Annotated in this window: 18 protein-coding genes and 1 pseudogene; 9 read left to right on the top strand and 10 right to left on the bottom strand. The window is 72.9% G+C overall.

The annotated features are described in order from the left end of the window. Nucleotides 1–142: 142 nt before the first annotated feature. Both AQJ84_RS00765 and AQJ84_RS00760 read right to left on the bottom strand, forming a co-directional pair. Nucleotides 143–1,324 (bottom strand): hypothetical protein, encoded by a 1,182-nt coding sequence (locus AQJ84_RS00765; RefSeq protein WP_030041261.1) that lies wholly within the window; start codon nt 1,322–1,324, stop codon nt 143–145. Next, nucleotides 1,321–4,545, bottom strand: coding sequence for an NACHT N-terminal Helical domain 1-containing protein (locus AQJ84_RS00760; protein WP_053192973.1), 3,225 nt, complete (start codon nt 4,543–4,545; stop codon nt 1,321–1,323). The genes AQJ84_RS00765 and AQJ84_RS00760 overlap by 4 nt, the downstream gene beginning before the upstream one ends. 51 nt (nt 4,546–4,596) lie before the next feature. Here AQJ84_RS00760 and AQJ84_RS00755 point away from each other — a divergent pair, with 51 nt between their 5' ends. Then, entirely contained in the window at nt 4,597–4,983 is a 387-nt protein-coding gene (locus tag AQJ84_RS00755) for a YncE family protein (protein ID WP_053192971.1), read from the top strand. Between the two features lie 53 nt (nt 4,984–5,036). Here AQJ84_RS00755 and AQJ84_RS00750 read toward each other — a convergent pair whose 3' ends face one another. Further along, complete coding sequence (locus AQJ84_RS00750; protein ID WP_030041256.1) at nt 5,037–5,801, bottom strand: sugar isomerase domain-containing protein; 765 nt, start codon at nt 5,799–5,801, stop codon at nt 5,037–5,039. Nucleotides 5,802–5,922: 121 nt separating this feature from the next. Between AQJ84_RS00750 and AQJ84_RS00745 the strand changes: the two genes are divergently transcribed. From AQJ84_RS00745 to AQJ84_RS00720, 6 genes are all read left to right on the top strand, one after another. Then, nucleotides 5,923–6,807 carry a MurR/RpiR family transcriptional regulator gene (locus AQJ84_RS00745; protein WP_030041255.1) on the top strand — a complete coding sequence of 295 codons (885 nt, stop codon included), beginning with the start codon at nt 5,923–5,925 and terminating at the stop codon, nt 6,805–6,807. Between the two features lie 111 nt (nt 6,808–6,918). Further along, the gene (locus AQJ84_RS00740) at nt 6,919–11,151 is read left to right on the top strand and encodes a glycoside hydrolase family 38 N-terminal domain-containing protein (protein ID WP_053192969.1); all 4,233 of its coding nucleotides are present in this window, start codon (nt 6,919–6,921) and stop codon (nt 11,149–11,151) included. Then, nucleotides 11,148–11,819: a hypothetical protein gene (locus AQJ84_RS00735; RefSeq protein ID WP_051870005.1), complete on the top strand. Its 672-nt coding sequence runs from the start codon at nt 11,148–11,150 to the stop codon at nt 11,817–11,819. Before AQJ84_RS00740 ends, AQJ84_RS00735 begins: the two co-directional genes overlap by 4 nt. Nucleotides 11,820–11,963: 144 nt before the next feature. Further along, nucleotides 11,964–13,334 carry an extracellular solute-binding protein gene (locus tag AQJ84_RS00730; protein WP_030041250.1) on the top strand — a complete coding sequence of 457 codons (1,371 nt, stop codon included), beginning with the start codon at nt 11,964–11,966 and terminating at the stop codon, nt 13,332–13,334. 2 nt (nt 13,335–13,336) lie between these two features. Continuing rightward, nucleotides 13,337–14,374 carry a carbohydrate ABC transporter permease gene (locus AQJ84_RS00725; RefSeq protein WP_051870004.1) on the top strand — a complete coding sequence of 346 codons (1,038 nt, stop codon included), beginning with the start codon at nt 13,337–13,339 and terminating at the stop codon, nt 14,372–14,374. Beyond that, the gene (locus tag AQJ84_RS00720) at nt 14,371–15,249 is read left to right on the top strand and encodes a carbohydrate ABC transporter permease (RefSeq protein WP_053192967.1); all 879 of its coding nucleotides are present in this window, start codon (nt 14,371–14,373) and stop codon (nt 15,247–15,249) included. Before AQJ84_RS00725 ends, AQJ84_RS00720 begins: the two co-directional genes overlap by 4 nt. Here AQJ84_RS00720 and AQJ84_RS00715 read toward each other — a convergent pair. Further along, the gene (locus tag AQJ84_RS00715) at nt 15,213–17,489 is read right to left on the bottom strand and encodes a glycoside hydrolase family 3 N-terminal domain-containing protein (protein ID WP_053192964.1); all 2,277 of its coding nucleotides are present in this window, start codon (nt 17,487–17,489) and stop codon (nt 15,213–15,215) included. The genes AQJ84_RS00720 and AQJ84_RS00715 overlap by 37 nt on opposite strands. Before the next feature lie 5 nt (nt 17,490–17,494). After that, nucleotides 17,495–18,610 carry an N-acetylglucosamine kinase gene (locus tag AQJ84_RS00710; protein ID WP_053192962.1) on the bottom strand — a complete coding sequence of 372 codons (1,116 nt, stop codon included), beginning with the start codon at nt 18,608–18,610 and terminating at the stop codon, nt 17,495–17,497. An 8-nt stretch (nt 18,611–18,618) separates the two neighbouring features. Here AQJ84_RS00710 and AQJ84_RS00705 point away from each other — a divergent pair. Then, nucleotides 18,619–19,886, top strand: a pseudogene (locus tag AQJ84_RS00705) (glycoside hydrolase 5 family protein). A 12-nt stretch (nt 19,887–19,898) separates the two neighbouring features. Here the strand turns inward: AQJ84_RS00705 and AQJ84_RS00700 are convergent. Together AQJ84_RS00700 and AQJ84_RS00695 are read right to left on the bottom strand one after the other, a co-directional pair. Then, nucleotides 19,899–21,380 (bottom strand): glycoside hydrolase family 3 N-terminal domain-containing protein, encoded by a 1,482-nt coding sequence (locus AQJ84_RS00700; protein ID WP_030041241.1) that lies wholly within the window; start codon nt 21,378–21,380, stop codon nt 19,899–19,901. A 388-nt stretch (nt 21,381–21,768) separates the two neighbouring features. Continuing rightward, nucleotides 21,769–22,827: a glycoside hydrolase family 5 protein gene (locus AQJ84_RS00695; protein WP_030041240.1), complete on the bottom strand. Its 1,059-nt coding sequence runs from the start codon at nt 22,825–22,827 to the stop codon at nt 21,769–21,771. Nucleotides 22,828–23,041: 214 nt separating this feature from the next. On the opposite strand from AQJ84_RS00695, the gene AQJ84_RS00690 reads away from it, so the two are divergent. Next, nucleotides 23,042–24,085, top strand: a complete 1,044-nt coding sequence (locus AQJ84_RS00690) for a LacI family DNA-binding transcriptional regulator (RefSeq protein WP_030041239.1) — start codon at nt 23,042–23,044, stop codon at nt 24,083–24,085. A gap of 24 nt (nt 24,086–24,109) precedes the next feature. On the opposite strand, the gene msrB is transcribed toward AQJ84_RS00690, so the two are convergent. From msrB to AQJ84_RS00675, 3 genes are all read right to left on the bottom strand, one after another. Next, on the bottom strand, nt 24,110–24,517 hold the full coding sequence (msrB, locus tag AQJ84_RS00685) for a peptide-methionine (R)-S-oxide reductase MsrB (RefSeq protein WP_030041238.1): 408 nt from the start codon (nt 24,515–24,517) through the stop codon (nt 24,110–24,112). 16 nt (nt 24,518–24,533) lie between these two features. Beyond that, nucleotides 24,534–25,922, bottom strand: a complete 1,389-nt coding sequence (murC, locus tag AQJ84_RS00680) for a UDP-N-acetylmuramate--L-alanine ligase (RefSeq protein WP_030041237.1) — start codon at nt 25,920–25,922, stop codon at nt 24,534–24,536. 105 nt (nt 25,923–26,027) lie between these two features. Next, nucleotides 26,028–26,483, bottom strand: coding sequence for a hypothetical protein (locus AQJ84_RS00675; protein WP_030041236.1), 456 nt, complete (start codon nt 26,481–26,483; stop codon nt 26,028–26,030). Nucleotides 26,484–26,632: the final 149 nt, after the last annotated feature.

The following is a 26,632-nucleotide window of genomic DNA, read 5'->3' as shown; positions in this document are numbered from 1 at the left end:
GGTTCAGACGTCAGGGCAGCCCGACGACCCCTCCGTGGGGAGGGGGCAGGACTTAGCGCACGGACAAGCTACCGATAATCATTTTCATTTACTAGTCCGGGGGCCGCCCGAGTACGCGCCGCACGACGTGGCGGTCCGCCGCCTACCCGGAGCGGGGCGCCATGGCCGCGGCCAGCTGCGCCGCCACCTCGGGGTGCGCCCAGTACGCGGAGTGCGTCCACAGGCCGGCGCTGGCGAGGTGGGGCACCGGCACGTCCACGGGCGCCGTGCCGTCGTGCAGCCGGTAGAGCCGGGCCGCGGCGAACGCGAGGACGTCGAGCGGCTCCCAGAGGTTGGTCCAGCGGCGCAGCGTCGGCGGCAGGCTCACCGGTTGCCTGCCGTCGTACGCCGTGAGCTGCCCGCCCCGCGGGTCGCACACGTGGAACAGGGCGGACTGGGAACCGAAGGTGAGCAGCGACTCGGTCCACAGCGGCTGTTCGGCGGTCGCCATGTCGACGGCGATGACCCCGCCCAGGCTGTGCGCCGCGATGCGCGCCGGCCGGTCGGGGCCGCGGCCGATGCCCGGATCGACGGCGTCCAGTGCCGCCCGCACCCTGGCGTGGACGGCGGCCTGGTGGCGCTGGTAGACGAGGACGTCACCGACGAACCTCGTGGTGGCGGGGCCGACCCGGGAACGCAGCGCGTGGTTCACCCGGCGGGCGGTGGCCTGGATCGCGGCACCGGCGACCCGGTCCAGGTCGCTCAGACGACGGCGGACCAGGGAGCGCAGCCGCTCCTCCTCGTCGCCGCGCGAACGCACCTCGAAGGCGTGTGGGTACGGGTCGTACGACGCGTCGGGGTCGAGTTCGGTCAGTACGTCGGCGAGTGCGGCGCCCACCTCGTGCAGGAGCGCGGGGTCGCGTGTCCGGCTCAGCCAGTGCGTGTCCGGCCACAGCCGCGCCACCAGGTCCAGGAGCGGTTCGGGGTCCCGGGCGGCGCCGGGGCCGGCCCGCAGTCCGTCGTCGGGGAGCTCGGGTCCCTCGACGCGCTCGCGCGCGCCTGCTTCGACGTGCGGCCACTGCTGCCGTACGTCCACGATTTCCGGCTCGACGCCGTCGGCGGCCGTGTCCGGGACGGGGCCCGTCCCCACGGTGACGTCGTCGCGCAGAAGGTCGGGCGGTGTGGGCAGGGTGATGCCGAAGTGGGCGTCGTCCGCGCCCAGGTCACCCCAGTAGACCGGCACGAGGTCGGTCCCGGAGGCTTTCTGCAGGCCGGTCACGGCGGCCTCGAAGCCGTCGCGGTCGCGGTTGCCCACGCCGTGGATGACGAAGACGGGGTCTGTCATACGGTGACTCTCCTCGGCGTGCCCGGCTCGGGGGCGGGACTGACGGTGGCGGCGGGGCTGCCGTACACGGCGTAGGCGAGCCAGGTGGGGTCTCCGTGCTGGTCCCGGATCGCCTGGCGGGCGGCCAGCGTCGCCCGGCCCAGTGGCTGCCCCTCGGAGATCAGCTGGTGGTAGAACGCCTCGGAGAACCGGAGCGCCGACTGCGACCTGACCGGCCACAGCGTGCCGATGAACGCTCCGGCGCCCGCCCTGAGGAACTGTTGCGCCCACCCCAGGCTGGCGCCGAACCAGTCGATCTCCCCGGCGCTGCGACAGGCGTTGAAGAACACCAGCGGGTGGGTGTCCTGAAGGCTGCGCAGTTCGGCGGCGAAGGAGAGGTCGATCGGGTCGAAGGGGCCGTCGGCCATGGTCACGCGCGACCCGTCGGGGCCGAAGGCGTTGTGGCAGGCGAAGTGCAGCAGTCCGACCTCGCCCCGCTCGATGAGCCGGGTGAGCGCGGACCTCTCGGTGAGCACCCCCATGTCACCGACGGACGGGCCGATCCGGGCCCGCACCGCCCGGATCTCCTCGTGCGTGTCGGCGGGGGACCCGGGCGGTACGACGAAGGCGGCGCCCGGGAGCGGGAAGTCGCGCACCCGGTCCTGCCCGAACACCCGGCGGACGACGGGAAGCCACTCGGCGAGGAAGCCGCCGTCATCCTCGCCCTTGCTCAGCGGGTACATCAACTCCCAGGGAATCGCGTCCTGTTCGCCGAGCACGGTGAAGGAGGTGACGTGGTCGCGTTGCCGCCAGAACTGCTCCTGCACGGCCTTGGGGACGACGGACGACCACAGCTGGACCCCGTGGTTGCGCAGCCGGTCACGGAGATAGGACGGGTCGGCCGGCCGCCGTCCGCCCGAGGCGGCCGCGGCCGCCTTGAGTTCCGCCTGGATGAACCGGGCCTCCTGCGCGGGGTCGCCGGCCCGGAAGCGGTGGGTCTCCGGCGCGTAGCAGGTCTCGCCGAGCAGCTGGAAGCTGAACGTGCCGGCCGTCTCGTCCTTGAGCACCTGGAGGGTGACCTCTCCCGGGTCGAAGGCCACCGAGGGCAGCGCCGCGGATCGCCGGGGCCCGTCACGGGTGACACCGCCGGGCTCCACGGAGACCTGGCTGCGCACCTCGCCGAGAAAGGTTCCGCCGCGGAAGGCCCGGACGGTGACCTCGTGCAGACCGGGGAGTTCGGCCTTGAAGACGAACCGCAGGACGTCGGAGTCCCGGCGCGGGTACACCGTCAGCTCCTGGTGGAGGTCGTCCAGCGCCCGCAGTCCGGCGGCGTGCACCGTGATGCCCAGCACCACGCCCTCTTCGGGAATGCGGAAGGTCTTCAGGAGCGCGCCGACGCCGGAGTCGCACACGACCTGCACGTGCAGGGGCAGGGTGCGGCCCTGGGCGGTCTGTTCCGCGAGCTCCGTCACGATTCGGCGGGGTTCCTCGGCGTCCCGGGGTGCGCCGAGCAGCGCGTTCGGCGTCACGGGCCGCGGCCGCTCCATGGCCACCTGCTCGGCCGGCGCCGGACCGTATCCGGCGACCTGTTCGAAGGGGACTCCGAACTCCAACTGCACGATCTGCGGCGCGAACCCGGTGTCAGGCGTCGGGGGCAGCCCGGTGCCGGAGGGGTAGGGCTGGGCGGCACCGGCACCCTGCTGCGGGTAAAGCCGAGTCGCCTGCGGGTCCGGGTCCGGTGGGTGCTCGGTCCGCCCCTCCCAGGCCCCGGCCGTCTCGCTGTGCCGTCGCAGGTCCTCCCCGACCAGCGCCGCGAGGTCGAAGTAGGCCCGGTGGACGCCGGGGCGCACCCGGTCGAGGTCGATCTCCGCCCCCGCGGCCAGGTGTTCGTCGAACGGCACGGTCACCACGCCCCGGCAGCGTGCCTCGAAGTACTCCACCATCTTGTCGACCCTGACGGTCCTGGCGGTCCTGCCGACCCCGGAGACGACGACCAGGGAACGCCGTACCAGGTCGGCGTACCCGTGGTCGGCGAGCCACTCCAGTGTGGTGCCGGTGCCCGTCACCCCGTCCACCGACGGGGCCGTCACGAAGATCACCTGGTCGGCGAGGGTCAGCGCGCCGTGCATCGTGCTGTGCAGCAGCCCGGTGCCGCAGTCGGTGAGGATGATCGGGTACTGGCGGCCCAGTGCGCCGACCACCGCCCGGTAGTCCGCGCCGCCCAGGCCGACGGACTCTCCGGGGTCGATGTCGTTGGCGAGGACCTCGAGGCCGGACGCGGTCCGTGAGGTGAACCGGCGGAAGTCCAGGTAGGAGTCGAGCCGGGGCAGGGCGCGGACGACGTCGTGGATGGTGGTCGTGGCCTCACGGGCCACCCTCCCGCCGAGCGTCCCGCCGTCGGGGCTCGCGTCGAGGGCCAGGATCCTGTCGTTGCGCGCGGCCGACAGGACGGTCCCCAGCGCGGCCGTGGTCGTGGTCTTGCCGACGCCTCCCTTGAGGCCGACGACCGCGATCCGGTAGCAGGACAGGACCGGCGTGCGGATGAGGTCGAGCTTGCGCCGCTCCTCCTCCTCGGCGGCCCGCCGTCCCGGCAGCAGCCCGGTGACGGCGCCCAGCACGCGGCTTCGCCGGCGCCGCCCGCGGGTGTCGCGCAGCAGGCGGTCCGCGCTCAGCTCCTGCTGCCCGGCCGACGCGGACCGCTTCGCGGGCCTGGGCCGGTCGCGGCTCAACGCCTGGACGGTCACGGCCAGTTCACGGCTCTCGCGGACCAGGATCTGCGGCACGTAGGCGGAGCGCACGCTCAGGTAGTGCAGGACGTACAGGCAGGTGAGCCGCAGCAGCGTCGCGTAGAGGGCGGTGGCGTCCCGGCCGAGCCCCGCGGTCACGTCGGGTGCCCGCCCACGCAGCAGGTCGGCCAGGCCGTCCGGCCGGAGCGACACGGCCTGCACGTCGTCCAGGCCGACGCCGTCCAGCCCCAGCAGGGTCGTGGCCAGGGCGTCGGTGACGGCCGTGTACTCGTCCCCGCTCATCGCGGGGGCGCCCGGCCCGGCCGCCGCGGCCTTGCGGACCTGCTCCGCGAGGAGCTGCCGGATCTCGCTTTCGAGGCGCTGGCCCAGCGGCCCGAGGAAGGAGACCTGGGCGGCCAGCGGGACGGGCCGGTCCGTCGGGAGGTCGGCGACGGCGCCCGCGGCGAAGAGCCGACGCACCAGCTCAGGGACCGTGCCCGAGACGGCCCGCGTCATCGCCGTTGCCGGTAAAGCCTCCATAGCACTCCCCGTGCCCCCGTGAAGTCTGTGCCGGAGCCTACCGGTTGGGGCCGGGGTACATGCGGGGGCCCTGCGCAGCCACCGCACCACGACACCGGGCCGACCCTCCTGGTCCCCGGCCAGGCCTACGGGCTCGCCCTCTCGCCGGACGGCCGCACCCTGTGGGTCAGCCCCAGCGACGGCGACAGCGTGACCCCGGTCGACACGGCCACCGGCGCCCCCGGCCCGGGCGTCGAAGTCGGCGGGTCGGCGTCCGACGTCGGTCTCGACTGGAACGGGGCCACGGCCTACGTCACCACCGCCGACGGCAACGCCCTGGTACCGGTCGACACCGCGAAGGGCACGGCCGGGGCGCCGCTCGCGACCGGCGCCTATCCGCTGGCCGTCGCCCTGACCCCGGTACCGGTGAAGTGACGGCGGCCGGCCGGGGGTTGCTTCCGAACCCCCGGCCGGCCGCCCGGTACGACTCAGCTCGCGGTGCGCCGGATCCGTCCGGCGTACCGCTTCTCCAGCTCCAGGTTGCCCTCGAAGCCGCCGGGCACGTTGGCCGAGACGTACACCGGGGGGCGCTTCCCGGCGGCGATGAGCAGGGACGAGGCCTCCGCGACCGCCATCTGCACCAGCATCACGCCGGTGAGGGTGGACAGGGCGCTCACCGCGCCGCCGTCGGGGAGTTCGAGGAGGGCGTCGCCGCGTGGGGCCGCGTTGTCGAGGACGACGTCGGCGAGGTCGGCGAGCTTCCCGCCGCTCGGGTGGCCGGCGGGGACGGCCCGGGTGTGGGTGAGGGAGGTGATGGCGAGGACACGGTGGCCCCGCGCCTTGGCGTGCAGGGCCATCTCCACGATGACGTTGTTCACGCCGGAGTTGGAGATGATGACGAAGAGGTCCTCGGCCTGCGGGGCGGCGAGTTCGTACAGGCGGGCCGCCACCCCCGCCCGGCGTTCCAGGAGCGGGTCGTCCAGGACGCTCGGGTCGTCGCCGCCGTAGAGGACGAGGTCGGCGATGCTCAGCCGGTTGGTGGGGACCAAACCCCCTGCGCGGCCGGCGAGTTCGAGGACGATCGCCTGCGAGTGGCCGGTGCCGAAGGCCTGGATGACGCCGTCGGAGCTCACGCACCGGGCGATCAGTTCGGCGGCGCGGGCCACGTCCTCGCGGGCGGACTCGGTGATGTGCTGGAGGACGGCCAGGCTCTCGCGCGCGAACCCCTGGGCGCTGACGGACTCGACGGACACGCGACACTCCCCACTACTGATGGATTGAACCACCCTATACATCTCCATCGGTGAATCAATAAATCATGAGTGGTCCTGGTATTCAATCCGCACCCCGAACGGTGGCTGATACATTCTTCGCATGCCCCCGACGGACGTCACCACACTGATCCGCACCGAGCTGCCCCGACTGGCCGGCTCCCTGCGGAAGGTCGGCGAGCTGATCCTGGAGGATCCGGCCGCCGTCACCCACTGTTCGGCAGCCGAGCTGGGCCGCCGCACAGGCACCTCGCAGGCGACGGTGACCCGCTTCTGCCGCGCGATCGGCCTGGACTCCTACCAGCACCTGCTGATCGAGCTCGCCCAGGAGCGCGGCCGAGGCGAGGTCTCCGACTGGGGCACCGCCGAGATCGGCCCGGACATCTCGCCGGACGACGACCTCGAACGGGTGGTCCAGGTCGTCGGCACCGCGGATCTGCGCGCGGTCCAGCAGACCATCGACCGGATCGACCTGGACGCCGTCGAGCGCGCGGCCCAGGCCACCGCCCGGGCCCGCCGCATCGACGTCTACGGCGTCGGTGGCAGCGGAGCGGTGGCGCAGGAGACCGAGACCCGGCTGTTCCGGATCGGCTGCGCGGTCCGCGGCTGGACCGAGGTGCACGCCGCGACCACCTCCGCGGCCCTGCTCACCCCGGCCGACGTCGCCATCGCCATCTCCCACTCGGGGGCCATCCGCGAGACCCTCGAGCCCTTCGAGCTGGCCAGGGAACGCGGGGCCACCACGGTGGCGATCACCTCGGACCCGCGCTCCCCGCTCGCCCGCGCCGCCGACATCCGGCTGATCTCGTCCTCCTCGGAGACCAGTTTCCGCACGGGCAGCATCGGCGGCCGGCACTCCGTGCTCGTCCTCATCGACTGCCTGTACGTCCGGGTCGCCCAGCTGTCCTACCAGCGTGCGAGCGCCTCCCTGGCGCTGACCGACCACATCACCCCGCAGCACGCGGTGAAGGGCCGCCGGGCGCGCTGAACCCGACCGAGGATGCATGGATGAACCACCGAGAAAACGCAAGGATGGTTGTTTGAACCATCCCCTCGGTGTCACGATGGGGCTCCGCCGAGCACTCTGGTAGGAGCCCCCGTGCGCGTGTCCTGTGTCGAGTCGACCGAGCTCTTCGTCGGAACCACCGAGCGGCCGCGCCAGGTGGTGGCCGTGGAGCTGAGCCACACCCCCGGCCGGACCGTCCGTCTCACCGTCGAGGGCCCCGGGATCACCGGGGAGACCGAGGCCACCGTCCCCGACGACGGCACCGTCCGCGTCGAGATACCCGTGCTCACCGAGCTGGCCGCCGGCGAGCGGCGCGCGATCACCGTGAGCGCCGTCGACGGCGACCGACGTGCCGACCACCCGGGCGAGTTCACCGCCGCCGAACCCGGCTGGACCATGTTCATGGTCAGCCACTTCCACTACGACCCCGTCTGGTGGAACACCCAGGCCGCCTACACCGAGACCTGGGACGTCGCCGACGACCCCGCCGCCACCGGTCTGCCGGCCCGTACCTTCGACTCCCGCGGCCAGTCCGGGATGAGCCTGGTGCGGGCCCACTGCGACCTGGCGCGACGCGACCCGGCGTACGCCTTCGTGCTGGCGGAGGTCGACTACCTCAAGCCGTACTGGGACGCCTTCCCGGAGGAGCGCGCCTTCCTGCGCGAGCTGATCCGCACCGGCCGCGTCGAGATCATGGGCGGTACCTATAACGAGCCGAACACCAACCTCACCGGCGCCGAGGCGACCGTGCGCAACGCCCTGTACGGCGACGGGTTCCAGCGCGGGATCATGGGAGCCACGCCGGAGACCGCCTGGCAGCTGGACGCGTTCGGGCACGACCCGCAGTTCCCGGGGCTGATGGCGGACGCCGGGGTCACCTCCAGCTCCTGGGCGCGGGGGCCGTTCCACCAGTGGGGGCCGACGCTGTCCGTGTTCGGCGAGGAGCCCAGGGACCCCAACCGGATGCAGTTCCCGGCCGAGTTCAGCTGGATCGCCCCCTCGGGACGCGGACTGCTGACCGCGTACATGGTCAACCACTACGGCGCCGGCTGGGCGATCGACAACGCGCCGACCCTGCCCGAGGCGGAGGCCGCGGCGCTCAAGCTGTTCCAAGGGCTCAAGCAGGTCGCGCTCACCCGCAACGTGCTGCTCCCGGTCGGCGGGGACTACGCGCCGCCGTGCCGCTGGGTGATGGGCATCCACCGGGACTGGAACGAGCGTTACCTCTGGCCGCGCTTCGTCAGCGCCGTGCCGCGGGACTTCTTCGCCGCCGTCCGCGCGGAACTGGAGGCGGAGGGGCGCAAGGCGTCACCGCAGACCCGGGACATGAACCCGGTCTACACCGGCAAGGACGTCTCCTACATCGACACCAAGCAGGCCCAGCGCTACGGCGAGACCCTGCTCGCCGACGCGGAGGCCTGGGCGACACTGGCCTCCCTGGTCGCCGGCCACCCCTATCCGGACGCGGCGCTCGACAAGGCCTGGCGGCAGCTGATCTACGGCGCCCACCACGACGCCGTCACCGGCTCCGAGTCCGACCAGGTCTACATCGACCTGATGACCGGCTGGCGGGAGCTGTACGACCTCGCCGCGAGCGTGCACGCCGACGCCACCCAGGCCCTCGCCGACCGGGTGGACCCGGGCACCGGGGCCGACCTGGTCGTCTTCAACTCCGCGACCTGGGAGCGGCGGGACGTGCTGACCGTCGCCGACCCGGGTCTGGTGCCCCTGGGCGACGACTTCCGGCCCCTGCCCGCCGTACGCGAGGAGGACGGCCGGCTGCGGGTGGTCGTGCCGGAGGTGCCGGGCATGGGACTCAAGGCGCTCCCGCTGGCCGCGGGCTCCGTGCCCGGGTGGGCCCCGGCCGAGGGGACCTCGATCCGCAACGAGTTCTACGAGGTGACGGTCGACCCGGCGCGCGGCGGCGGCGTCAGCAGCCTGCGCGCGCTGGCCGAGGGCGGCCGGGAACTGCTGCGCCCCGGCGACATCGGCAACGAGCTCGTCGTACAGGAGGAGTACCCGAGGCACCCGCGCTTCGGCGAGGGCCCGTGGCACCTCACGCCGACCGGAACCACCGCCGCCCGCAGCGGGGACGTGCGAGCCGACATCGATGTCGAACACTCCCCCGCCGGGTCCCGCGTCACCGTCCGCGCCGACCTCGGCCTGTTCCGGTACACCCAGCGGCTGACCCTGTGGGCGGGCGTCGACCGGCTCGACGTCTCCACGACCGTCGACGGCTACGACGGCGCCGACCGGCTGATCCGGGTGCGCTGGCCGTCCGACGTGCGGGGCGGGCTGCCGGTGCACGAGGTCGCGGACGCCGTGATCGGACGCGGGTTCGGGTTCGTGGAGGTGGACAGCGAGCGGTTCCCGTGGACGCTGGACAACCCGGCCAACACCTGGTTCGGTCTCGGCTCCACCGCGCGGGTCGCGGTCCACGACGAGTCCGGCCTGCTGCTCGGCCACCGTTCGATCGGGGTCGCCGAGCTGGTCTACGCCGACTGGGACACCGCCGGTGAACTCGGCACCCCGCTGGCCGCCGCCCTCGTCCGCGCGGGCGTCACCGCCACCTCGACCATCGCCGGCGGCCCCCGCTACGGCGACCTGGAGGTCGACTCCAACCTCCCCGACATCCGGATCGCCGTCGGCGGCCCCGACCGCAACTCCGTGGTCGCCGAGGCCCTCGGCTGGGACCCGGCCGCCGGGCGGGAACTCGGACGGCAGCTGGCCGAACGGGGCGTGGCGGCCGTATGGGTCGCACCACGCGCCGGACTGCGCGAGGAGTGGGTGCCCGGCGCCGACCTGCGCGACCTGGAGCGGCTGCCGCTGCTGGTGGTGGCCGGGGCCGGGCCCGAGGACGACGCCAAGGCGGTCGACGCGCTCATCGCCGACCTCGACGACTTCGGCGTCACGGCCACCGCGGCGGGCGGCGGCGAGGCGCTGCCGCCGGGCGACGCCTGGGACGGGCGCGGCTTCGCCGTCCTGAACCGGGGCACGCCCGGTTGTGTGGTCACCGCCTCCGGCGACCTCTACATGTCCCTGATGCGGTCCTGCACCGGCTGGCCCTCCGGCATCTGGGTCGACCCGCCGCGCCGCACCGCCCCGGACGGGTCCGCCTTCCAGCTCCAGCGCTGGTCGCACACCTTCGAGTACGCCGTCGTGGCGGGCGAGGGCGACTGGCGCGAGCTGCGGCTGCCCGCCCGCGGGCACGAGTTCAACCATCCGCTCACCGCCCGGCCACGGAACGGGGCCGACGCCTCGCCCCTGGCCAGGAGCACCACGCTGCTCACCCTGGAGCCCGCCCGCGAGGTCCTGCTCGACGCCCTCAAGCCCCTCGGTTCCCCGCTCGCCCGGGGCGGTGTGACGCCGGCCGACCCGGGGCGCGGGGTCGTCGTACGGATGCACGAGGTGAACGGGCGGCCGGTGCGGGCGCGGGTGCACGGGCCGGCCGGATGGGTGCGGGGTGCCCGCGCGGACGTGCTGGAGCGGGCCGGGCAGCGGCTTGCGCCGGACCGGGACGGAGTGCTCGACGTCGGTCTGACCGGCTTCGAGGTGGCCACCGTCCTGGCCACGCCGGCTCCGGGCGGCCCGCCGGCGGCCCAGGACCCCGGCGTCGCCGCGCACGAGCCGGCCCAGCCCGTCCACACCCGCTACTGGCTCCACAACTGCGGGCCCGCCCCGCGCGGCAACATGCCGGTGGCCGTCTACGTCTCGCCCGCCGCGCTCACCGCCCGCGGGCCCGTCACCGCGACCGTCCGGGTCGGCTCGGAGCTGACCGACGCGCCCGTGTCGGGCAGCGTGAGCTTCGAGGTGCCGCCCGGCTGGTCGGCCGAGCCCGCCGCACTGCCGTACGCGCTGGGCCCGGGCGGGTTCACCCTCGCCGAGGTCACGGTGACGCCGCCGGCGGACGCCGAGCCCGGCCGGCACTGGCTGGCGGCCCGGCTGTCGTACGGCGGGCAGACCTACGAGGACGTCGTGGCGCTCGACGTGCCGGGCGGGCCGGCGGGTCCGACCCTGGTGTGCGCACTGGACGTCGAGCGGGTCACCGTACGCCGGGGCGAGCGCGTCCGGGTTCCGGTGACCGTGCGCAACCCGACCCGGGGGCCGGTGAGCGGGCAGCTGTGGGCGGTGTCCTCCTGGGGCACCTGGCCGGGGGTCGGGCCGGGCGTCCAGGGGTTCACGGTGGCCGGCGGGGAGCAGCGGGAGTGCGCGATCGAGGTGGACGGGTCCGCGCTGCCGCCGGGGTCGTACTGGCTGATGGCGAAGGCCGGCTGGCACGGGTGCGTGGCGTACACGCGGGCCGTGGAGCTGGAGGTGACGGCGTGAACCCCACGACGGACCACACGGCGGCCCACACCCACGCCGGCCCGCGGGAACACGCAGCCCTGGTGAACGGCGAGGCGGTGGACCGAGGGCGGGTGGACGCCCTCCTGGAGGTCGTTCCCGCGCGCGACCGCGAGACCCGGCCCGAGTCGCTCGCCCGTGCCGAACGGCAGCGCAGACGCTGGGCGACGCAGGTCGTGGTCATCGACGAACTGGCCCGCCGGGCCTGCGCGGACCGGGGGCTGACACCACCGGCGGAGGTGACGCCGACACGGTTGCTCACCGTGGCCGAGACGGACGTGGCCGACCTCGGCAGCATCGTCGCGGCCGCGCTCGCCCACTCCCCGGCGGCGCGCGCTCTGCTGGCCCGCCTGGAACGCGAGCAGGACGTCCCCGGGACGGCCGTGCGGGACTACTACGAGCGCAACCGGGACCGCTTCCTCACCCCGGACGCGCTCCGGCGCGGCGCCGACCCCTTCGGCGGCGCGAGCGCGGAGGACCTCCTGCCGTACGAGGGGGTCCGCGAGGACATCGCGAGGGAGCTGCGGCGGGCCGCGGGCAGGCGGGCCTTCTTCGACTGGCTGGACCAGGCCCGCGCGGCCGTGGTGTACGCGCACGGACACGAGCATCCGGGCGATCCGTCGCATCCGGACCACGAACACCGGCACTGATCTCCCACGGAACCTAAAAGCAACACGGCAACCCATTGACCTCCGATGAATTCTGGTCCACCTTTTCATCAATCGGAGTCGAAGTTGGTTGATTGAACCAGCCAGCACACCCCTGACCCGCCCGGTCGCAGGAGGCCCCATCACATGCGCGCAAGAAGACTGACCCGCACCCTGACCTGTATCGCCGCCCTGTCCCTGGCCGCCGCCGGCTGCGGCCTGTCCGGCGGCTCCGGCGGCGGCGACGCCACCGCCGGCGGCTGCGAGGTCGACCAGGGCAACGTCGGGTCCGGAAAGCTCTCCGGCGACGTCAAGGGCACCATCACCTTCCAGACGACCAACCTGAAGAAGGACTTCGGGGACTACTTCAACGGCGTCATCTCCGCCTTCGAGAAGGCCCACCCCGGCGCGAAGGTCAAGTGGATCGACGACCCGGGCGACGCGACCTTCACCCAGCGGCTGGTCGCCGACGCGCAGGGCTGCACGCTGCCGGACGTGGTGAACATCAACGTCAACACGGCGGTCGCGCTCACCAAGAACGGCTACCTGCTCGACCTGGACAAGAAGGCGCCCGACGCGGGCGAGCCGTTCGTCCCCGCGCTGTGGAAGTCGAGCCTGTACGCGGACGCCAAGGGCACCAAGGTGCACAGCGTGCTGCCCTGGTACTCCGGCGGGATCGTGCAGACCTTCAACGACGACCTGCTGAGGAAGGCGGGCCTGGACCCGGCCAAACCTCCGACGACCGTCCTCGGCCTGTTCGAGGACGCCGAGAAGGTGGCCAAGGCCTCCGACGGCAAGTACTACGCCTTCCTTGCCAACCCGCAGCTGCGCATCCCCGCCGACTGGCAGCAGATGGGCATCAGGATCCTCTCCGCCGACGGCAAGACGTTCACCTTCGCCGACGACCCCAAGACCGCGCAGTGGGTCGAGGCCATGACGCGGCTCTACAAGAACGGGGGCATGCCCCGTGACTCCCTGTCCTCCACCCAGGACCCGGCCAACGTCTACGGCCAGGGCAAGCTCGTCTACGGCCCCACCAACCCCAACTTCCTGCGCTTCATCCAGCAGAACAACCCGACCGTGTACAAGAAGACCGGCGTGGCCCGCTTCATGCTGGACGACCTCGGCCACACCGTCGGCGCCCCGCAGTACATCGGCGTCGCCAGCACCAGCAAGAACGCGGCGACCGCGCTGGCCTTCGCACAGTTCCTGACCGACGCGAAGAACCAGCTGGAGTGGGCGAAGGACCCGAACGTCGTCATCTTCCCCTCCACCACGGCCTCGCTGGACGACCCGTTCTTCCAGTCGGTCGAGGGCGACGACCCCTTCGCCCGGGCCCGCAAGATCGTGGCCAGCGACCGCAAGACCGCCACGGCCGACGAGATCGCCCTCACCCCCGGTGAACTGAACGCCATATCGGCCCAGATCCAGCTCGCCATGCAGGGCAAGAAGAGCGCCGAGGACGCCCTCAAGGAGGCGCAGTCCAAGGCCAACGAGCTGATCGAGCAGGGCAGCTGACGATGGCTCAGCACGCCCTAGACCAGGCGCCCGCCCCCGCCTCCCCCGGGGCGGGCGCCCCGCGCCCCGGCACCTCCCCCGCACACCGGCCGCCGGGGCGTGTGCGCCGCGCCCTGCGCTCCGTGGTTCCCGGCCCGACCACGGACGCGGGGGGCGCGGCCCTCTACCGGCGCTGGTGGCTGCCCTGGCTGTGGATGGCCCCGGCGATCGTCGGCACGACCGTCTTCGGGGTCTTCCCCTTCCTCAACACGATCCTGGTGTCCTTCACCGACGCCAAGCCGCTCGGCGGCGCCTACGACCTGGTGGGCCTGGACAACTACACCCGGATGCTGAGCGACCCGGACTTCTGGCTCGCGACCCGCAACAGCGTCCTGTACGCGGTGATCGTCGTCCCGCTGATGGTCCTGCTGCCGCTGCTGCTGGCGATCCTCGTCGAGAAGAACCTGCCGGGCATCGGCTTCTTCCGCTCCGCGTTCTACACGCCCGTCCTCGCCTCCAGCGTGGTCGTCGGACTGAGCTGGCAGTGGCTGCTGAGCGACCAGGGCCTGGTCAACACGTGGCTGCAGAAGGCCCACATCATCCGGGAGGCCATCCCGTTCCTGTCCGACTCCTGGCTGATCCTGCTGTCGGCGATGGGTCTGACCCTGTGGAAGGGCCTCGGCTGGTACATGATCTTCTACCTGGCCGCGCTGGGGAACGTACCGAAGGAGCTCCACGAGGCGGCCGCCGTGGACGGCGCCGGGGCCTTCCGGCGCTTCTGGCACATCACGGTGCCCGGTGTCCGCCAGTCGATGATGTTGGTCGGCACCCTCACCGGCATCGGGTCCCTGCGGGTGTTCACCGAGATCTACATGCTCGGCGGCTCCACCGGCGGCCCCGGCGGCGCCGACCGCACGCTCCCCTTCTACATCCGGGACGTCGGCCTCGACCCGCTCACCGGCAACGCCGGCTACGGCGCCGCGGTCAGCGTCGCCCTGTTCGCCCTGACCCTGGGCCTCACGCTGCTCGCCCAGCGCCTGACGAAGGAGGACGAGTCATGACCACGGCCGTGGACAAGCCCCGGCGCCTCATGCCGCGCTGGCGGGACTACGGCCGCCCCCGCGAACTGCTGCTGCGCTACCTGCTGTTGGTCTTCGTCCTGTTCATCACCGTCGGCCCGCTGCTGTGGCAGCTGCTGTCGTCGCTCAAGGGCCCCACCGAGGACGTCTTCGGCTCCGGCGCCTCCCTCGTCCCGCACCACCCGACCCTGCGGGCCTACCGGCAGGTCTTCGACCAGGTACCGGTGTGGACGTACATCAGGAACAGCTTCTTCGTCGCGGTCATCTCCATCACCAGCCAGCTCGTCTTCTCCACCATGGCCGGGTACATGCTCTCCAAGCCCGGCTGGAAGGGCCGCAAGCTGGTCTGGGTGCTGCTGATGGCGTCCATGATGTTCCCCTTCGAGTCGATCATGGTGTCGCTGTTCCTCAGCGTCCGTGACATGGGCCTGGTCGACAACCTGCTCGGCGTCTGGCTGCCCGGCTTCGTCGCCGCGATCAACGTCCTCATCATGCGGGCCGCGTTCCTCGCCGTGCCGCGCGAGATCGAGGACGCGGCCATGCTCGACGGGGCGGGCGAGTGGAAGCGGTTCCGGTACCTCTACCTGCCTTCCGCGTACGGCGCGATCCTCGTCGTCACCATCAACACCTTCATCAGCGCCTGGGACGACTTCCTGTGGCCGCTGATCGTGCTGCGCACGGAGGACCACTTCACCCTGACACTGGGACTGGCCCGGCTCCAGACCTCGTCCTTCGGCTACGACCAGCGTCTGGTGATGGCCGGTTCGGTGATCTCGGTCATCCCGGTGCTGGTGCTGTTCGTGATCACACAGCGGTGGTTCTACCGGGGCGTCTCCTCGGGGGCCGTGAAGCTCTGACCGCCGACGTGCAGCACGGCCGGGACGGCGCTCGACGCCTCCCGCGCCGACTGCGCGACCCGCACCTCCAGCGTGCCGGGCAGCACGGCCGTCTCCAGATCGGCGCCGACCTGGGCGAGTTGGTCGGCGCCGAGGGAGAAGGCGACGGTCCTGGACTCGCCCGCGGCCAGGTCGACGCCTCGGAACGCGCGCAGTTCGAGGGCGCGCGGCCACACCGGCGTCACCAGGCGCCGGACGTAGAGCTGCGCGACCGTACGCCCGGGCCGCGCGCCCGTGTTGGTGACGTCGACCTCGACGGTGTGACCGGAGAGCCGCGGCGGGCCGTACCGAAAGCTCGTGTACGACAGTCCGTGTCCGAAGGAGTAGAGCGGTTCGGCGCTGTCGTCCACGTACGAGCCGTACTCGGTGTCCTTGTGGTTGTAGTGGACGGGGAGTTGGGCCGCCGAGCGCGGCACGGAGACGGGCAGCCGGCCGGTCGGTTCCCGCCGCCCCAGCAGTACCTCGGCGATGGCCTCGCCGCCCCACGGGCCCGGGTACCAGGCGGTGAGCAGCGCGGCCGCACGCTCCGCCGCCTCGGGCACGGCGTGCGGGCGGCCCTGGACCAGGACGACCACGGTGGGGGTGCCGGTCGCGGTGACGGCGTCCAGCAGGGCGTGCTGCGCCCCGCCGAGCCGCAGTCCGGCGAGGTCGGCGCCCTCGCCGCAGGTCATCTCCGGGACGGCGGTGCGGGCGGCCCCGTTGGCGGCGAAGGCGGTGTCCGGGGTGCGCGCGCTGCTGCCGCCCAGCACCAGCACGGCCAGGTCACTGGCGGCGGCCGCCGCGACCGCCTCGGGGACGCCGGTGAGGTCGTCGCCGGTGAGGGCACAGCCGCGGGCGTGCCGGAGGTCGACGCCGGGCGGGGCGAGCCGCCGCAGCCCGTCCAGGACGCTGCTGCCGGTGCCGGGGCGCTGCGGGGCCGTGTAGTCGCCCGACTGATGGGCGCAGGTCGCCGAGTGGGGTCCGAGGACGGCGACACGGGAGACGCCCGCGGCGACGGGCAGGACACCGCCGTCGTTGTGCAGGAGGGTGACCGCGGCCCGGGCCAGGGCCGTGCTCACGTCCCTGCCGTGGGGCGGGAACGGCGTCCTGGTGCCGTGCTGTTCGAACAGACCCAGCCGGAACTTGAGCCGCAGGACCCGGGCGACGGCGGAGTCGAGGACGTCCTCGCCCACCAGTCCCCGTTCGACCGCCTCCGCCAGGTGGGTGAACCCTTCGTCCCAGAGGCTCAGATCCACACCGGAGCCGAGCGCCAGGGCACCGGCGGACACCGTGTCGCCGGTGACGCGGGCCAGCCGGTCCACGGCCAGGCCGTCCGCCACGACCAGTCCGTCGAAGCCCCAGCGCTCGCGCAACAGCCCCGTGAGCAGAGCCCTGTTGCCCGCGCAGGGAAGACCGTCGACCTCGTTGTACGCGGCCATGACGGCGGCGGCGCCGGCCCGCACGCCGGCGTGGGCGGCGGGGAGGTGGATCTCGTGGAGTTCCCGGGGACCGAGTTCGGACTCGGCGGAGTTGCGGCCCCCGACGGTGGCGCCCTGCCCGGCGAAGTGCTTGAGGACGACCGGCGCCTTGTCGGCGGCGAAGAGGTCGCCTGCGCCCTGCATGCCCCGGACCAGTGCCTCGGTGAGCCGGGCGGCCAGGTACGGGTCCTCGGCGTAGCACTCCTCGGTACGGCCCCAGCGCGGATCGCGGGCGATGTCCAGCGCGGACACCAGGGCGACATGGCCGCCGCGGGCCCGCAGTTCGGCCGCGGCGTGGGCGGCGGCGGCCTCGTACAGCTGCGGGTCCCAGGTGGCGCCGACGGCCAGGTTGACGGGCAGGACAGTGCCGTCTAGGGCCATGTGGCCGTGCGGCACCTCCTCCACGAACAGGGCCGGGATGCCGAGCCGGCTCCGCTCGACGACGTGCCGCTGCACCAGGTCGGCCAGGGCCGCGCCGTCCCGCGCTCCCGGCCCGTCGCCGTGGTCGACGCCCGACCAGGCGTCGGCGCGCTGGAGGCCGTACAGGGCACCGAGTCCGGCGAAGCGCTCGGTCTCGGCGTACAGGGCGTCGGTGAGTTCGAAGCCGCCGTCCGGGGTGCGGCGGTAGGCGTCCCAGCCGTACATCCGCTGGTTGAGCTGGCCGACCTTCTCGCGCAGTGTCATCCGGGACAGCAGGTCGCGGACGCGGTCGTCGACGCAGGCGGCGGGGTCGCGGTAGAGCATGCCGTTCACGTGTCACGCCCGTTGTGCGCGAGGCGGGCGAGGGCCACGGCGCCCCGGCAGCCGTCGGCCACCCAGTCGAGGGTGAGTCCGAGCGGGGCGAGGCGGCCGGCCAGGGGGGCCGTCAGGGGCCCGTCGGGGCCGAGCAGACCACCGGTGACGACCAGCGGTTCGCGCGGGCGCGGGTCCAACGCCCTGACGGCTGCCTCCAGTTGCTGCGCCGCCTCGTCCAGGATCGCCGCGGCGACGGGGTCCTCGCTCCGAGCCGCCTCGGCCACCAGCGGGGCCAGCCTGGCGAGCCGGATCGGGGGGTCGGCCATGACGGCCGGGAGCAGACGCATCCGATAGGCCTCGCGTCGCGAGCGCGGCCAGTTCAGGGCCCCGCCGTCGTACCCACGGCCAACCCGGGGCTCGTCACGGGCCGGGACGCCGTCCGGCGCGGCACCTTCCGGCGGGGCGCCGTCCGGCAGGTCGTCCTCGGGGAGGACGCTCTGCGGCAGTCCGAACGCCCGCCCCACGGCCCCGGCCAGGGCCGTCGCCGGTCCGCGTCCGTCCGCCATGCGCAAAGCGGCCCGTACCGCCGAGCGGCCGATCCAGAAGCCGCTGCCGTCGTCGCCGAGCAGCCAGCCGTCTCCGTCCACCGTGGTCGTGGTGCGCCGGCCTGTGATGCGCACGGCGACCGCGCCGGTGCCGGCCACCAGGGCGAGGCCGTCGGGCGGGGTGCCCGGCGCGGAGGCGAAGGCCGCCTCGATGTCGCTGCGGATGTCCACCGGTCCCGCCGGGATGCCGAGCCGCCGCAGGGCCTCGGTGAGGGCGGCCCGGGCGTGGAGGTGACCGGGGTCGTCCGGTGAGGCCGCCGTGGCACCCGCGAACCCGCCGGCCACGGACCGGACCCGGCCCCGCGCCGCCTCGGGCACCGCCGCCGCGACGGCCTCGGCGAGGTGCTCGGTGAGCTGCGGCATCGGGACGGTCAGGGCGTTGCCCGGCCCCGAGGCGCCCTCGCCGACGAGGCGGCCGTCCCCGGCGGCGGCGAGGACCGCGCGGGTACGGGTGCCGCCCGCGTCGAGGCCCACCACGAGGGGACCGCCGAAGCTTCCCGGAGACTGGTTCAAATCATTGCTCATCACTGACTATGGTGGTTGATACATTCGCGCAGTACAAGACCGGCACAGGACCGGACCCGAGGAGGATCCCATCCGTACGCTCCGCTTCGGCGTCAACTACACGCCCCGCCACGGCTGGTTCCACTCCTGGCACGACTTCGATCCCGCCCGCGCCCGCGAGGATCTGGAACAGATAGCGGGGCTCGGCCTCGACCACGTCCGGGTCTTCCATCTCTGGCCGCTCCTCCAGCCCAACCGCACCCTCATCCGCACGGGCGCCGTCGACCAGCTGGCGCGGCTGGTCGACCTGGCGGGCGAGGTGGGTCTCGACGTCCTCGTGGACGGCGTGCAGGGCCATCTGTCCAGCTTCGACTTCTACCCGGAGTGGACCCGCAGCTGGCACCACCGCAACGTGTTCACGGACCCGGAGGCCGTCGAGGCACAGGCGGCACTGCTGCGCACGCTGGGCCGCGCCCTGGCCGACCGGCCCCACCTCATCGGTCTCCAGCTCGGCAACGAGCTGAACAACCTGGTCGAGCACAACCCGGTGACGGTGGAGGAGGTCGACCACTACCTCGACACCCTGCTGGCCGCCTCCCGAGAGGGCGTGCGCCCCGGCCACCTGGTCACGCACTCCGCGTACGACGCCGCCTGGTACGGCGACGGCCACCCCTTCACCCCCGAGGCCTCGGCCCGCAAGGGCGACCTGACCACCGTCCACCCCTGGGTGTTCTCCGGCGACTGCGCCCGCCGCTACGGCCCGCGCTCCCCGCAGGTGCGCCACCTCGCGGAGTACGGCACCGAACTCGCCACCGCGTACGCGCTGGACCCGGCCCGGCCGGTCTGGGTCCAGGAGACGGGCGCGCCCGAGCCGCACATCCCGGCCGCCGACGCGCCCGGGTTCGCGCGGGCGACCGTGCGCAACGCCGCCGAGTGCGCGAACCTGTGGGGCGTGACGTGGTGGTGCTCCCACGACGTGGACCGCTCCCTCGCCGACTACCCGGAACTCGAGTACACCCTGGGCCTGTTCGACTCGGCCGGCCGCCCCAAGCCGATCGCCGAGGCGTTCGCCGAGGTTGCCGCCGAGACCCACTCGATCCGGCCGCGCGACACCGCCCTGGTCCTGGACTGCACACCGGCCACCCGCTCGGTCTCCGGGCCGGGCGGCGCGTACTTCGAGGCGTGGATGCGCCTGCGCGCGGAGGGCGTGCGCCCGGCGGTGGTGCTGGCCTCGCGGGCGGACGACGCGGAGTACCTGGCGGCGCGGGGGATCAAGGAGGTCGTACGGCCGTCGTGAGGGCGGGCGGGCTCACATCCCCGCCAGCACCTCCGCGACCGCCCGCAGGTTCGCCTTCCCGCGCCCGTACGAGCACAGCGCACCGTCCTCCGGCAGCCCGGTGGCCACCCGGACCGCGTCCGGCCTCCGGGCCAGCAGGGCGTCGCGCAGGCAGGTCTGCCAGGGGTGCAGCCCGGCGTCGCAGGTGGCGACGGCCAGCGGCAGGTTCCGGGCCAGACGCACGATGCCGTCGACGAGGGCGGCCGGGTCCGCGGGCTCGCCGGTGACACAGGTGCCCGTGGCGGTGGGGTCGACGGCCCGCAGCTCGGTCAGCAGGTCCTCGCCGCCCCAGTTGAGCGCCGGGTGCGGCGGCGGGAACAGGTCGACGACGTGCGCGCCGCGCACCGGCGCCGGTGCGCCGCCGCTCCGTACGGCCCGGCGCGCCGCCTCCAGTCCGGCCCCGGCGTCCCAGGCGGCGACCTCGGCCGCGGGAGTCGCGTAGCGCTCGGCGAGCCGGGCCACCCGCCCGGCGGCCTCGCCCACCCGTTCCTCCGGCAGGGTCCCGCTGTGCAGCGCGCCCAGCACGGCGTCCCGGCAGCCCAGGGTGACCTCGAGATCCGGTACGGCGACGACGACCTGGTCCGCGCCCGCCGCGAGGGCGATCCGCGCCCCGGCCGCCTCGCCGTAGCGGTCGGCTATCGCCTTCATCTCCAGCGCGTCACTGACCAGCACACCGTCGAAGTCGAGTTCGTGGCGCAGCAGGTCGCCCAGGATGCGGCGGCTGAGGGTGGCGGGACGGTTGGCGTCCAGTGCCGGGAAGACGACGTGGGCGCTCATCAGCATCGGCACGCCCGCCGAGATCGCGGCCCGGAAGGGGGCGAGGTCGAGTTCGTCGTAGGGCCGCGGGTCGACGGCCAGGTCGTGGTGGCTGTCGGTCAGGGTGCCGCCGTGCCCGGGGAAGTGCTTGGCGCAGGAGGCGATGCCCCGTGCCTCGGTGGCCGCGATCCAGGCCCGCACGTGGCGGGAGACCAGGTCCGGGTCGGTGCCGAAGGCGCGGGTGCGCACGATCGGGTTGTCCGGGAGGCGCTGGACGTCGGCGACGGGCGCGTAGGACGCGGTGATGCCGAGCGTCGCCAGATGCCCGGCGAGCGCGTCGGCGCACCGGGCGGTGAGCGCGGGGTCGTCGGCGACGCCGAGGGCGAAGGAGCCGGGCACCTCGGGGGCGCCCGCGCCCACCAGGTGGCAGATGCCGCCGCCCTCGTTGTCGATGGCCACGAGGACGTCGGGGCGCAGGGCCCGCAGCGTGTCGGTGAGCCGGCGCACCTGCTCGGCGTCCCGCACGTTGCGGGTGAACAGGATGACCCCGCCGAGACCGCGGTCGACCAGCCGTTTCAGGGTGTCCGGGACGGCGGTGGTGCCGTCGAAGCCCGCGACCAGACAGCGGTGGGCCGCCTCGTCCAGGTCGGCGGGGAGAGCGGTAGCGGTACTGACGGTCACGCCTTCGGGGTGGCTCACCCCTGGAATCTTCTGGCTCACTCAGCCGAAAGTCAACAGTTGATTGGATCTGCAATTCAACATCGCGAACCTCCACCGCGGCGGCCGTCGGCCCACCTCACCACCTCGCGTCGCCCGCACGCCCACGCCCCGTCGACTCCCGGACACCACGGCGTCACACCGGACGGGAACGTTCCAGCGGTCCCCACCTGCTCTCCCGCTCTCCCCGCCCCTGCCTCGCCTCGGATCCGTCACGCCCCGCACCGCTGCGCGCGGGGCGTGACGCGGAAGGACGACGTGCGCCGTGCCCCTGCTCCGGCTCGACGACCTGTGCGGAGTGCGGGACCCCAACGGCTGTGACCCCCGTGTTCAGGCGACGGGGGTCACAGCGGTCGGGCGGGCAGCCGGGTCAGGGCTGCTGGACGGGCCTGCCGCGTCCCCAGGCCCAGGCGAGGCGGTCGGCGCCGGACTGGTTGGTGGTCTTCAGCCAGGGGCGGGCGGGGTCACCGGTCAGGGTCTGCAGCGAGTAACTGTCGTCGGTCCGCAGGCCCGGCCAGTAGACGGAGCCCATCTTCAGCTCGCGGAAGGTGTCGGTGACGGCCTGCAGGTAGTTGACGAAGTTGTTGTCCGGGGTCGGCACGTTGTAGTTCAGGCCGGTGGTCATCGGGGACCCGAACTCGTCCGCGACGGTCCGGTTCGCGCAGTCGCCGATGCGCACCTTGAGGTCGGCCACCCACTGGTCGTAGGTGGCGTACTCCTTCCAGAACCCGTAGTGGTGCAGGGACAGGTAGGTGCCCTTCAGGCGCGGGTCGGCGCAGACCGAGGTGACGTGGTCGTTGTAACCGGCGCCACTGACGAACACGCGGTTGCGCGGGACGGACGGGTAGGTCGACAGCCACTTGGCGGCTATGTCGGCCCACTCGGTGTCGGTGTAGCCGTGCGGCTCGTTCATCGGCTCGAAGTAGACCCGCTTGTCGTTCTTGTAGGTCTTGACGACGGTGTTCCACATGGGCCAGTAGGCGGCCTCGTCGTCGATGAAGCCGTCCTTCTGGGCGCCCGTGCCCTCCCAGTAGGACACGATGACCTTGAAGCCCTTGTCCGAGGCCGCGTCGATGACCCCGCGGTAGGACTTCCAGTAGGAGCCGTTGACCGTGTACGGGTTGATGGGCAGCCGCACGGTGTTGGCGCCGAGGTTCGCGCGGAACGCCGAGATGATCCGGCTCGCCTTGGCGTACGTCCGGGCGTAGCTGTCGGAGGTCGACAGACCGGACAGCTGGAGGAGGTCGTCGGCGAAGTTGTCGCGCGGGTCGGCCCAGTTCACGCCCTTGAACTGGGTCGTGTCGGTGCTCGGCGCGGCGGAGGCGGGAGTGCCGGTCAGGGTGGTGCCGCTGATCGCGGCGATCGCGACCGCGACGACGGCGGCACGCAGGCGGGGGGTCAGGCGGTTGCCGGCGGGGGTTGTGCGCATCAGCTTGCCCTTTCAGGATCACGGCATGTTTACGTAAACATGCTGTGGAACAAAGCGCTTCCGGATCTTGACGGGGGAAGGATCCGAGGCGATGTTTACGTAAACGTGGCGGCGCCGGAATCGTGGCATCCACCCCAGCGGCCGTCAAGGTTTGCCACACGTAACATCCGATGACCAGGGCGACAGGTCCCGGATCCGGGCGAAGGAGGCACCAGTGGTGGAACGGGGCGGCTCGGGCGTGCCCGGCGGGCGTCGTAAGCAGCGCGTCTCGATGGCCGACGTGGCCCAGCTCGCGGGCGTCTCGTCGCAGACGGTCTCGCGGGTCTCCAACGGCCATCCCGGCGTGATCAGTTCGACCCGGGAGCAGGTGCTCGCGGCGATGCGGGAGCTGGGCTACCGGCCCAACAGCGCCGCACGCGCCCTGCGGTACGGGCAGTTCAACACCATCGGCGTGATCCTCTTCAGCCTGTCCTCGACGGGCAACAGCCGTACCGTGGAGGCGATCGCCACGCACGCCGCGGCCGAGGGATACGCGATCACCCTGATCCCCATCGACGTCCCGACCCAGGACAACGTCCTGGGCGCCTTCACGCGCATGGGCGAGCTGGCCGTCGACGCCGTCATCGCCATCATGGAGATCCACCTGCTGGACGCCGCCACGGTCCAACTGCCGCCCGGCGTCCATGTGGTGGTCGTCGACTCCGACGCCGGGGACCGCTACAGCGTGGTCGACACCGACCAGGCCGACGGCGCCCGCAAGGCGGTCAGACACCTGCTCGGCCTGGGCCATCGGACCGTGTGGCACGTGACCGGACCCGAGACGTCCTTCGCGAGCCGGCGCCGGACCCAGGCCTGGCGCGCCGTCCTGGAGGAGGCCGGGCGCCCGGTGCCGCCGCCCCTGTACGGCGACTGGTCGGCCGAGTCCGGCTACGCGGCCGGCCTCGCGCTCGCCGAACAGCCCGACTGCACCGCCGTGTTCGCCTCCAACGACCAGATGGCGCTGGGCCTGCTGCGCGCCTTCCGGGAACGCGGCCGCTCGGTCCCCGAGGACGTCAGCGTCGTCGGCTTCGACGACATCCCCGACGCCGCGTTCTTCGTCCCGCCCCTCACCACCGTCCACCAGGACTTCGCCGAGGTGGGCCGCCGCTGTGTCCAGGGCGTGCTCCACCAGATCCGCACCCGGGGCGGCCCCCACCCGGGGACCGACCTGGTGCCGACGAGCCTGGTGGTCAGGAGCAGTACCGCGGCGCCGCGCTGAGCCGGCCCGGCCGGCCCGCCGTGCTCACGCCTCGTCGGGGGTCAGCCGCAGCGAGATCGAGTTGATGCAGTACCGCTGGTCCGTGGGCGTCGGGTAACCCTCGCCCGCGAACACGTGCCCGAGGTGCGACCCGCACCGGGCGCACCGCACCTCGGTGCGCACCATCCCGTGGGAGCGGTCCTCGATGAGCTCCACCGCGTCCGAGTCACGCGGGTCGTAGAAGCTCGGCCAGCCGCAGTGCGACTCGAACTTGGTGGCGGAGGTGAAGAGTTCGGCGCCGCAGGCGCGACAGGAGTACACACCCTCGGTCTTGGTGTCGGTGTACTCACCGACGAAGGCGGGCTCCGTCCCGGCCTGCCGCAGCACGGCGTACTCCGACGGGGTCAGCTCCGCGCGCCACTGCTCGTCCGGCTTCTCGACGTCGTACGACATGAAGGCCAACCCCTTACTACTGAGCGAGACGGTCCAGAATCAGCGGGCCCAGGTCCGTCACGTCACCCGCGCCCATGGTGAGAACGAGATCACCGGCCCTGGCCATTCCCGCGACGACGTCCGGCACGTCCGCCTTGTCGTGGACGGGCGTCACGTCCGCCCCGGCGGCCCGCGCCGCCTCGATGATCAGCTCGCTGGTCACCCCGGGGATCGGGTCCTCGCGGGCCGGGTAGATGTCCAGGACCACCGAGGCGTCGGCCAGGGCCAGGGACTGCCCCATCTCCTTGCCGAGCTCCTGCGTCCTGGAGAAGAGGTGGGGCTGGAAGACGACCAGCAGTCGCGAGGAGTCGGCGGCGGCGCGCATCGCCTCCAGGTCGGCCGTCATCTCCGTCGGGTGGTGGGCGTAGGAGTCGATGACCTGGACGCCCGCGGCCTCCCCCTTCAGCTGGAGACGCCGCTTCACGCCGGTGTACGCCGCCAGCGCCGGGGCCAGCTCGGCGGCCGGCACACCCAGCGCCACGCCGGCGGCGAGCGCGGCCACCGCGTTGTGCGCGTAGTGGCGGCCCGGGACGGAGACGGCGAAGGTGAGCTCCTCGCCGTCCATGAGGACGGTGACCTCGCTCTTCAGCCCCTGGGGCGTCACGGTCAGGACCCGCACGTCGGCGTCCTCGGACTCCCCGTACGTCACCGTCCGCACCGATCCGGCCAGCCGTCGCGTCAGCTCCCGGGCGCCCTCGTGGTCCGCCGTGATCACCAGGGTGCCGCCGGGCACGATCCGGCCCGCGAACGTCTCGAAGGACTCGTAGATCTCGTCCATGGAGGCGTAGTTGGCGTGGTGGTCGAGCTCCACGTTGAGGACGATCGCCACCTCGGGGGCGTACTTGTGGAAGCTGCGGTCCGACTCGTCCGCCTCGGCGACGAAGATCTCGCCCTCGCCGTGCAGCGCGTTGGAGCCGGGCGCGTCCAGGTCGCCGCCGATCGCGTACGACGGCTCGCGGCCCAGCTCGCTCAGCGACACGGCGAGCATCGACGTCGTCGTGGTCTTGCCGTGCGTGCCGGCGACCGCGATCGGCCGCAGGCCGTCCATCAGGCGGGCGAGGGCGTCCGAGCGGTGGACGACCGGGATGCCGAGCTCGGCCGCCCGGGCCAGCTCCGGGTTGTCGGCCCGGATCGCCGAGGAGACCACGACACAGGTCGCGTCCGACGCCAGGTGCTCCGCCGCGTGCCCGATGTGTACGGTCGCGCCCAGCGTCCGCAGCGCCTCGGCGGTCGCGGACTCCTTGGCGTCGCTGCCGGCCACCTTCGCCCCGCGCTGCGCGAGGATCTTGGCGATCCCCGACATCCCGGCGCCGCCGATGCCGATGAAGTGCGGTCGGTCCATGGCGGTGGGAAGGCCGGGTGCCATGCGTGTCTCCTGGGGTGGTGCGGCGAACGTTTCAGGTACCGCAAACCCTATGGCACCCGCCGTGCGGCACGCGGCGCCCGTCAGGTCCTGCCGTCAGCCCCGCGGTCAGGCCTTGCTGTGTGAGAACAGCTTCAGCACCGGCACCCCGACCTTGTGCCGCGCCCTCGACGCCCAGTCGCGGTGGAAGAACTCCTCCACGTAGTGGGGATCGGTCAGCACGATCACCTCGTCCGCGCCGATCTCCTCGACCAGCGACTTCAGCGCGTCCAGCGGATGGTTCTCGATCAGCCGGCCCGCCGCCTCGCTGCCGGACGCCCTCAGGGCTCTCAGGGACACGTCGAGCGCCTGCTCGGCCGGCCCCTTCGCCTCGTCCCCCTCCGGCGTCCCGCCCTCCCGGGCGGCCTCGTCAAGCTCGCCGAGCGCTACGTCGTCGATGGCCCGCAGCAGCCGGTCGGCCTGGTCGCCGCGCGGCTGGAGCAGCACGTGGAAGGCGACCCGCTCGTCCCCGTGCAGGGTGGTGACGAACTCCACGTCGGCGGACGTGAGGGCCTTCTCGATCATCAAAACGCTTGTGAACACCTGGCGCCCCTTCTCCTTCGAGTCCTGCCGGCCCCTCCTGGGTGGGCCGTGCGAGGCCCTGCGGAAACCATCCTGCCCCGCGATCGCACGGGTACTGCCGGATTCAGTGTGCCCGTCGAAAGCTAAACGGA

This window comes from Streptomyces resistomycificus, from assembly GCF_001514265.1.
Classification (GTDB): Bacteria; Actinomycetota; Actinomycetes; order Streptomycetales; family Streptomycetaceae; genus Streptomyces; species Streptomyces resistomycificus.
The sequence above is the reverse complement of the archived record's forward strand: the minus strand, read 5'-3'. Positions and strand labels throughout refer to the sequence as shown.